At 68.1% G+C, this 8289-nt stretch carries 8 protein-coding genes; 3 read left to right on the top strand and 5 right to left on the bottom strand.

The genetic code is table 11. The features are described 5' to 3' along the window. Window positions 1–348: 348 nt before the first annotated feature. Window positions 349–915 carry a TetR/AcrR family transcriptional regulator gene (locus AC1DO7_RS21495; protein WP_441619841.1) on the top strand — a complete coding sequence of 189 codons (567 nt, stop codon included), beginning with the start codon at window positions 349–351 and terminating at the stop codon, window positions 913–915. 214 nt (window positions 916–1129) lie between these two features. On the opposite strand, the gene AC1DO7_RS21490 is transcribed toward AC1DO7_RS21495, so the two are convergent. Next, entirely contained in the window at window positions 1130–2863 is a 1734-nt protein-coding gene (locus AC1DO7_RS21490) for an MBL fold metallo-hydrolase (protein ID WP_441619839.1), read from the bottom strand. A 310-nt stretch (window positions 2864–3173) separates the two neighbouring features. Between AC1DO7_RS21490 and AC1DO7_RS21485 the strand changes: the two genes are divergently transcribed. Further along, the gene (locus AC1DO7_RS21485) at window positions 3174–3437 is read left to right on the top strand and encodes a hypothetical protein (protein WP_441619837.1); all 264 of its coding nucleotides are present in this window, start codon (window positions 3174–3176) and stop codon (window positions 3435–3437) included. 65 nt (window positions 3438–3502) lie between these two features. Here the strand turns inward: AC1DO7_RS21485 and AC1DO7_RS21480 are convergent, their stop codons facing one another. The 3 genes from AC1DO7_RS21480 to AC1DO7_RS21470 are packed head-to-tail and all read right to left on the bottom strand — an operon-like array spanning window position 3503 to window position 5586. Then, window positions 3503–3940, bottom strand: coding sequence for a rubredoxin (locus tag AC1DO7_RS21480; RefSeq protein ID WP_441619835.1), 438 nt, complete (start codon window positions 3938–3940; stop codon window positions 3503–3505). A gap of 37 nt (window positions 3941–3977) precedes the next feature. Further along, complete coding sequence (locus tag AC1DO7_RS21475; RefSeq protein ID WP_441619834.1) at window positions 3978–4745, bottom strand: alpha/beta hydrolase; 768 nt, start codon at window positions 4743–4745, stop codon at window positions 3978–3980. Window positions 4746–4758: 13 nt separating this feature from the next. Further along, complete coding sequence (locus AC1DO7_RS21470) at window positions 4759–5586, bottom strand: dioxygenase family protein (protein ID WP_441619832.1); 828 nt, start codon at window positions 5584–5586, stop codon at window positions 4759–4761. A gap of 158 nt (window positions 5587–5744) precedes the next feature. On the opposite strand from AC1DO7_RS21470, the gene AC1DO7_RS21465 reads away from it, so the two are divergent. Continuing rightward, window positions 5745–6680: a LysR family transcriptional regulator gene (locus AC1DO7_RS21465; protein ID WP_441619830.1), complete on the top strand. Its 936-nt coding sequence runs from the start codon at window positions 5745–5747 to the stop codon at window positions 6678–6680. Between the two features lie 5 nt (window positions 6681–6685). Here the strand turns inward: AC1DO7_RS21465 and AC1DO7_RS21460 are convergent, their stop codons facing one another. Continuing rightward, a complete protein-coding gene (locus AC1DO7_RS21460) occupies window positions 6686–7855 on the bottom strand; it encodes a zinc-binding metallopeptidase family protein (protein ID WP_441619828.1) in 1170 nt (389 codons plus the stop codon). Between the last annotated feature and the right edge of the window lie 434 nt (window positions 7856–8289).

The raw sequence follows: 8289 nt of genomic DNA, 5'->3' as shown, positions 1-8289 counted from the left end.
GCCTTCACCGATGGCGCCCGCACCGGCAAGTTCGATGTCTTCACCGAAGGCGCCAACGCCTGAACACAGTCGGAGATGGTTCCGGATCGCGACAGGGGGTAGCCGGCAAGTGCCGGCTATCGCACCCGGTGGGGCGTCCGGCTGGCAATTGCTACTAGTCTGGAGTGCATGATGAATCTACGAGACAGCTTCCTGATCGTGGTCGGCTGGGTCGGGCTCTGCCTGGTCAGCGGCTCTATGGTCACGGTGGTCGCCCAAGTGCTGCCTTCCTGAGCAGCCTGGGTGGCTTTTTGCGACTGCACATGGAATTGGCTTGAGGATCTATCGACAGATAGATAAGATCACGCTATGAAAACGCAATCCGTACGCGAACAACTGCTCGAACATACGCTGGTGCTGATCCGCCGCCGTGGTTTCAACGGCTTCAGCTATCGCGATCTTGCCGAGCTGGTCGGGGTAAAAACCTCGAGCATCCACTATTACTTCCCCGCCAAGGACGACCTGGTGCTGGAAGCGGTGAAGGAATACAGCGCACGCGTCACAGAGCGGATCCGCAACATCGACGCCAGCCTGCCGCCGCATGCCCAAGCCGAGGTGTACCTCAGCTTCCTGCGCAATGCCGCCTGCGGTGACCAGATCTGCCTGGCTGGCATGTTGTCGACCGAAACCCTGTGCCTGCCCGAGACGGTACACGCCGAGCTCAAGACGTTCTACCGCATGAACGAGAACTGGCTGATGGGGTTGATCGAACGCGCGCAGAAGGACTACGACAAGGTCTACCTGGTACCGCCGAAGGCGCTGGCGCAAGTGATCTACGGTGCTTTGCAGAACGGCCTGGTAGTGGCACGCCTGTTCGGCGCGCCCGAACGGCTGGAGGCGGCAGCGCAATTGCTGATGGCTTCGCTGTCGGAGTAGAAGTCAGACCAGGCTAGGAGTCAAACCTCGCACGCCAGTCAAGCAGGAAGGGAAACAGGCAGGACGGCAGACAAGCAGGAAGGCAGGCGCTGAGTTGCGTAGTGTCGCCTGCCCGGTACTACCCGGGACAAGAAGGTTGTCGGAGTTCAGGCGCTGAACCCCGACAGCCTTTTTTCATTTGCGGCGCGCGCGGGCGCCTCCGGCAAGACTCACGCTACTTGCGTTCCACCGCGCGCCAGAACCCGCCATCCTCCACCACAGCCCCGTCGACGACCAGTTTGTTCAGGTGCGCGAGCAGGGAGCGCTGTGCCACCGGCAGCATGCGCTCCGGCACATCGTCGTACACGCGCAGCAGCAGGACTTCGAGCGCACTGTCGCCAAGGTCACGCAGCGCGTTCAGCACCTTGGCCTCGCGCTGCAGCCGGTGCCGGATCAGCGTGCGGATCGCATCGGCTGGCTTTGCCATCAGGAACCCGTGTCCCGGCGCCAGCCACTCCAGGTCCTCCTGCTGCAACGCGGCCAGCGATGCCAGGTAGGCGTGCATGTCGCCGTCGGGCGGATTGATGACAACGGTGGAACCCTGCATCACGTGGTCGCCGGTGAACAGGGTTTTTTCCTCCTCCAGCAGGAAGCACAGGTGATTGGAGGCATGGCCCGGCGTGTGGACTACGCGCAGGGTGCAGTCCCCGCCCAGCGCCAGCCGTTCGCCGTGCTCCAGGACGCGGTCCGGCCGGAAGGTCTGGTCCTGGCGCGGTGTGTCCGGCGCGGGCCGGCCGAGCACGGGCGCGCCGGTGGAGGCCTTCAGCTTCGGCGTGCCCGGGGAGTGGTCGAGGTGGGTATGGGTGGCCAGGATCCAGCGCACCGGTCCGGGCGCCGCGGCTAGCACGGCGGCCAGGTGAGCCTCGTCGTCCGGGCCCGGGTCGATCACCGCCCATTCGTTGGTGGCGGGATCGCCCACGAAATAGGTGTTGGTGCCGGGACCCGTCATCACGCTGCCGTTGCCGGCGGTCACGCGCCATACGCGGTCGGACAGGCGCATGGCCAGGCCGGTCGCCAGCTCGTAGCGAGCATGGCCTTCTCCATGCGGGTCGATGCGCTCGATCTCGGCATAGGGCGGCTCGCTCGGCAGCACGGGGCGCAAGCCACCGCTGCCCTGGGCCAGGCGCGGCATGATGCGCGCCACGCCACGCAGCTGCGCGGCATGGTCGAAGCACGCTTGCGCCGTCTCGAAGCGGGCAATCGCGGTGAGCGTGCGCCGGGTCACCGGCACGAACTTGTAGCCCTTGGCGGCGTCGAGGGCGTCGCTCGGGCGCACCCAGATATGCTCCATCGCTTCATCGCCATCGTGCACGGCAGTCTGGCCTGCCGGCGCCAGGGCGACGAAAAAGCGGGTATCGAAGCGCTTGGGCAGGCCGGGCGGCGTGAGCCAGTGGCTGTGATAGGCGAGGCGGTCCACCGCCAGGCGCACGTCGAGGCGCTCGCAGATCTGCGCCATGCCGGGCCCGCCGCTGCGGGCGGACTGGCGCAGCCAGCCATGCTGTTGCGCATCGCGCGCCTGCAGCGCATCGAGCCCGACCAGCGTGCCGGCGGAATCGCTTGCGAACAGCAGGCCGGCTTCTTCGAAGCATTCGCGCACTGCCGCGAGGTAGAAGTCCAGTCCGCCGTCGGGGACGCCGAGGCGCTGGCTTGCCGCCGCGTCGTCCAGGCCGGCACAGAATGCATGCAGGCTCCGGTCCTGGGGGTCCAGCGTGCCGCCGGGAAAGACGAAGGCGCCGCTGCTGCGATCGTCGTTGCGCTCGGGACGGCGCACCATCAGGACTTCCATGCCTTTGGCACCGTCGCGCACGACCAGGATGCTGGCTGCGTGACGCAGGGAGGAGGGACGTGATGCCGGGGGGGATCTGGGTACGGAATGTGGGGCGTTGCCGCTCTTTTGTTCTTCGCTCATGTCTGGCGGATGTCTCGGTGTGCTGGCAGGGTCAGGCCATAGTGTAGCGGCATCGCCCGGTTATGCCACCGAGGGAAAGCGAGACATGGCTCGCGATGCCTTGCCATGTAATGTGTGGTGCCACGGCGCCGGCTCGCGCATGCCGGGCCCGGCGCGCCTCGGCGATGTCCCGGCTGGCGCGCGAGAAGGCGGGGCCGCCGCGTCTGTCCGCAGTGGTCCGGGGAATCGATAAAGGCGGAGGCATGCTTTGCCGCCTAACATGCAGTCAAAAGCCGGCGCCGATCCGGCCGGATCCACGGGAGGAGGGAAGATGAACCGCAAAGGCCTGATCGATGCAGCCGAAGTCCTGGAAGACCTGGCGGCCGGCCTGCAGCCGGACCACGGCCGCCTGGCCGCGGGGGCCCATGCCCTGGGCGCCATGCATGCCGATCATCCGTCGTGGCGCGATATGACGGACGCCGCCTTCGGCCTGCAGGCGCTGGCCGCCGGCGGCGCGCTGGACCTGGACCAGAAGGGGCGCGCCCGCGCCGCCCGGCTGGCCGAGGTGGTGCGCAGCCTGGTGGACTCGCTCTAGGCGGCAGGGCAGGCGGCAGGCCAGGCGGCACAGGGTGCGCTGCCGGCCCGGCCTGGCTGGACTGCCTAGAAGGCCACCATCGCGAAGTCCTCCTTGCCGACGTCGCACAACGGGCAGCGCCAGTCATCGGGGATATCCTCCCAGCGCGTGCCGGGCGCAATCCCTTCCTCGGGCAGCCCGGCGGCTTCGTCATAGACCCAGCCGCAGATGATGCACACCCACTGCCTGAACTCGATGGCGTTGGAGGGCGACGTCGGTTCTTGCTCCACGGCGGCGTCTTGCGTCGCAGCCGGCGCGGGCGCAGCCGCGACAGCGGGCTCGTCCAGGCTGAATACCAGCGGCGCGGCCGTGCCTTGCCCGGGTGCGGCCAGCTTTTCCTGCAGCAGGGTCAGGAGCCGTTGCGCCTCTTCGGCGGTGAGGTCGATCCAGTACGGGTCTCCCGCACCGTCGTTCAAGCGCGCGGGGGAAAACTGCAGTTCTACTGCGGTGCCTTTCTTGTACATGCCTATGGAAATGAATGCGCGGCCGCCCGGTGGCAGGTCACGCGCGGGGCGGAGCGGAATTGGCGGTGGAGCGACCCCTGCCCGGGTCGGATAGCCCCAGCGGCCCGGCCAGCCATTGCTGGAAATCGGCGACGACATTCTCGTTCAGTTCGTGGCCGATCGGGTAGCGCCGCAAGCTGTGCGCGACGCCGAGTGCATCCAGCCACTGGCCGGCGCGTTGCGCCCAGGTCACGGGCAGCTTGTTGTCGAATTCGCCATGGGCGATGAACGCGGACAAGCCGGCGAGCGCCGCGCGAGGCGCGATATGGGGTTCGATCTCGGGCAGGATGCGGCCGCTCAGCACGGCGAAGCCGGTCACGTCGGCGGGCGCGCTGAGCGCCACGCCGGCGCTCATGATGCCTCCCTGGCTGAAGCCGCCGATCACCGTGCGCACGGGCGGTGCGTCATCTTCCGCGCCCTCCGCGCGGTCCAGCGCATGCAGGGCCCGCACCAGCGTGATCAGCTGGCGGCGGCTGCGGTCCGCTTGCGCGGCGTCGATGGCGGGCGCGCCGCCCTGGAAACTGACTTCGAAGAAGCCATACTGGCCCGGCGCGAACGTGAGCGGCCCGCGCACGAGCACGACCTGCACGCGCGGATCGGTCAGCGCGGCCAGGCCGGCGAGGCTGGTCTCGTTGCTGCCGACGCCGTGCAGCAGGATCAGGCGACCTGCGGGTGCGGCGGCAGGGTGGGCCTGACGCAGACGGTAGCGCAGCCCGCTGGCGGAATCTTCGGTCTGGGGGCCGATCTCGGCACTGCCTGGCAGCATGGGATCTCCTTGGTCAGGCCGCGACCGGCGCGGCGGCGGCCTGCGGCTGGCCGAAGACATAGGACTCCATCGACAACACGCCGTAGTCGATGCCGCCGTCGATCACCTGCAGCGCTTCGCCGGCCACGGCCGCGCCGACGGCCACCAGCAGCGGCAGGAAATGCTCGTCGGTGGGATGCGCGCGGGCGGCATCCGGCGCCAGCCGCCGATAGTCGAGCAACGCGGCGGTATCGCCGTCCTGCATGGCCTTGCGTACGGCTTCGCGCACCCAGGCCGTGAACCTGGCGACGTAGGGCGCATCGGTGCCGTCGCGGCCGCGGAACTCGTAGAGGTTGTGCGTCATGCTGCCCGAGGCCACGATCAGCACGCCCTGGTCACGCAGCGGCGCGAGCGCGCGCCCCAGCGCCAGTGCGCCGGCCGGGTCCAGCGGCTGGGGCAGCGAGACCTGGAACACTGGCACATGGGCATCCGGGTACAGATGCCGGACCGGCACCCAGGCGCCATGGTCCAGGCCGCGCTGCGGATCGGCACGGGCAGGGATGCCGGCCTCGCCCAGCAGGGCCACGGTGCGCATGGCCAGGTCGGGATGCCCCGCCACCGGATAGCGCAGCGCGTACAAGGCCGGGGGGAAGCCGCCGAAATCGTGGATGGTTTCCGGGCGTTCGGTGGTCGTCACGCCAACGCCGCCGCGCGTCATCCAGTGTGGCGACACCACCAGCACGGCCTTCGGCGTGGGCAGGGCGCGGCCTAGCGCGGTCAGTTGCGGGCCTGCCAGGCCAGGCTCGATGGCAAAGGTGGGTGCGCCGTGCGAAACGAACAGGGCGGGAAGTGCGGCTGACATGAATACGCTCCGATGGGCCGCGGCACGCCGGCTTGCGCGGGCGTCATGGCCGATTTCGATGGCGCAAGTGTATTAGCTTCGCTGGCCACGATAAACGGCAATCCATGTGATATATAGTCTCGAAAATCGGGACAATCGAATCAAGAGACGAGGACGCCATGGACCGGGCCCTGGAAATGAGTGTGTTCGCCGCGGTGGTCGAGGCGGGCAGCTTTGTCGGAGCGGTGGAGGGCCTGCGCATGTCGAAGGCCGCGGTGTCGCGCCATGTGGATGCGCTGGAGCAGCGTCTGGGCGTGCGGCTGTTGCAGCGCACCACCCGCCGCCTGTCGCTGACCGAGGAAGGCAGGATCTTCTACCAGCGTGCCAAGGAAGTGCTCGGCGCGCTGGACGATGCCGAAGCCGAGATCACCTCGCGCACGCGCGAGCCGAGCGGGCTGATCCGCATCAACGTGCCGCTGACCTTCGGCATCATGCATCTCGCGCCGCTGTGGAGCGCCTTCATGGAAGCGCATCCGCAGGTCGATCTGGACATTACCCTCAACGATCGCGTGGTGGACCTGGTCGACGAAGGCTATGACATGGCCGTGCGCATCGGAGATATGCCAAGTTCGGCACTGATCAGCCGCCGGCTTGCCGGCACCCGCATGACCCTGTGCGCCTCGCCGGCCTACCTGCAGCGGCACGGCGAGCCGCGCCATCCGCATGAACTGGCGAAGCACCGCGTGCTGGCATACGCCAACTGGTCCGGCCGCGACGAATGGCACTTCGAAGGCCCGGATGGCAAGGTGAGCGTGAGCACCCGCGCGCGCGTCTATGCCAACAACGGCGACACCTGCCGCGCCATCGCGCTGGCGCACGGCGGCATCATGCTGCAACCCAGTTTCCTGCTGCAGGAAGACTTGCGCAGCGGCGCGCTGGTCGAGCTGATGCCGGCATATCGGGCGGGCGAACTGGGGGTCTACGCCGTCTACCCGACGCGCAAGCAGCTGCCGCTCAAGGTGCGGCGGCTGGTGGACTACCTTGTGCAGGCATTCGCCAGTGTGTCGTGGGAGAGCGGGCCGGGCGGCGACGCTTCTTCGGCGGGGCCGGGCTAGCCGGACTACCCGGCGGCGCCCGCTGCCGTGACCGATGTGGCCGCAGTGGCCGCAGTGGCTGCAGTGGCTGCAGTGGCTGCGGCTTCCGCAACGATCGCCTCAGGCGCCGCGGCCACCTTCGGCTGTGGTCCGGCGGACACCACGTCATGCACGAAGCGCAGCTTCTCGACCGCCTTCGGCGAGAGCGCGAACGGGTAGCCGTCGGCAAGGCCCAGGCTGCGGTTCAGGCTGTTGAGTACATAGGTCAGCGGATACCAGCGGTTCATCAGGCTATCGAAGCTGGATTCCTCCACCGGCGTCTGGTCCGTCAGTACGGGCTCCCCGGCGGTACTCGGCTTGAGCGCCAGCCCGCAGGCCGCGGCGGTGTCCACCGTATCGACGATATGGAGGTAGTGCGCCCATGTCTCCGCCCAGTCCTCCCACGGATGCATGGCCGCGTAGGCGCTCACGTGCGCCTGCTCCCAGCCGTCCGTCGCGCCTTGCTCGTAATGCGCCGCCAGCGTGTCGGCGTAGTCCACGCGCTCATCGCCGAACAAGGCGCGGAACGGCACGATCCAGTGCGTGCCGGCAACCAGCCGGTCGAAATAGTAGTGGCCGATCTCGTGCCGGAAGTGGCCGAGCAGCGTGCGGTAGGGCTCGCCCATCTCCGAGCGGGTCTTCTCCCGGTGCGCGTCGTCGGCCTCCGCGATATTCATGGTGATGAGCCCGTTGTCGTGGCCCGTCATCACGCGCTCGTCGCCGACGTCCTCGAGGAAATCGAACTGCAGGCCGCCCTCCGGATCGGCTTCGCGCGAAACCACCGGCAGGCCGAGCGCGGCCAGCGTGTAGAGCGCCCGCCGTTTCGCCGTCTCCAGCCGCCACCAGTAGAGGCGGTTGTTCGGCGTCGCCAGGAACGGCGTCGTGCGGGTCAGTTCGCACGACTCGCAAAGCGTGTCCTCGGAATCCGCCGGAATCATCCAGTTGCAGACATCCTGGACCGCGTAGTTGTGGCACTGCTTGTAGAGCGCGCCGTCGGCCCCCTCGTTCAGGCAGCGCCAGAGCCCGTCGCCGGCAGGCTCGAACGCGCACACCTGCGAAATCGCCGGGACATAGCCGAGCAAGGCATTGCACCGCTCGCAGGACACGTTCTCGAAGAACACCAGGTTGCTGCATTTTCCGCAGTGGAAAGTCTTCATGGCTCGTCCCTGTGATCCTTGTGACCCTGCGACCCTGCCGATCCGGCCGCACCGCCAAGCAGCCGGTGCCGTTCGTACCCTCCGGCCGATCTTGCCGCAAGTGTGCCGCGTGTGCCGCGTGTGCCGCCAGCGCATGTCACGTCCGCCGGGCAAAAGGCCGGCACCAGCCGGCACGCCAAGTCCGGGCTGCAAGTTTTACATGGCGGCGTTACAACCGCGTGGGCCAAGATCGCGCAGCCGGGTCGTCGGGTGGCCCGGCAGCGATCGCGGCTATCGCAGCTTATCGATGCTATTGCTGGGGGGAATCCCTGCCGGTCCTGGCGGTGCGGTCGGCCGGCTGCGTGCTCTGCGGGTCCCGCTGGCCGGGCTGGGCGGTCTTGCGGCCTTCACCGGGCTGTTCGATATGGTTTCGTTGCCGGGAGCCGCCGCGTTCC

The sequence above is a fragment of the Cupriavidus sp. 05N40 genome (assembly GCF_056397305.1).
Note: the sequence above shows the minus strand (reverse complement) of the source record. Positions and strands in the feature narration are given on the sequence as shown.

Coding starts and splice junctions, on each gene's coding strand:
- AC1DO7_RS21475 (WP_441619834.1), bottom strand. CDS start 4,745: ATGCTGCCAGGCAGTGCCGAGATCGGCCCCCAGACCGAAGATTCCGCC.
- AC1DO7_RS21485 (WP_441619837.1), top strand. CDS start 3,174: ATGAACCGCAAAGGCCTGATCGATGCAGCCGAAGTCCTGGAAGACCTG.
- AC1DO7_RS21465 (WP_441619830.1), top strand. CDS start 5,745: ATGGACCGGGCCCTGGAAATGAGTGTGTTCGCCGCGGTGGTCGAGGCG.
- AC1DO7_RS21460 (WP_441619828.1), bottom strand. CDS start 7,855: ATGAAGACTTTCCACTGCGGAAAATGCAGCAACCTGGTGTTCTTCGAG.
- AC1DO7_RS21470 (WP_441619832.1), bottom strand. CDS start 5,586: ATGTCAGCCGCACTTCCCGCCCTGTTCGTTTCGCACGGCGCACCCACC.
- AC1DO7_RS21480 (WP_441619835.1), bottom strand. CDS start 3,940: ATGTACAAGAAAGGCACCGCAGTAGAACTGCAGTTTTCCCCCGCGCGC.
- AC1DO7_RS21495 (WP_441619841.1), top strand. CDS start 349: ATGAAAACGCAATCCGTACGCGAACAACTGCTCGAACATACGCTGGTG.
- AC1DO7_RS21490 (WP_441619839.1), bottom strand. CDS start 2,863: ATGAGCGAAGAACAAAAGAGCGGCAACGCCCCACATTCCGTACCCAGA.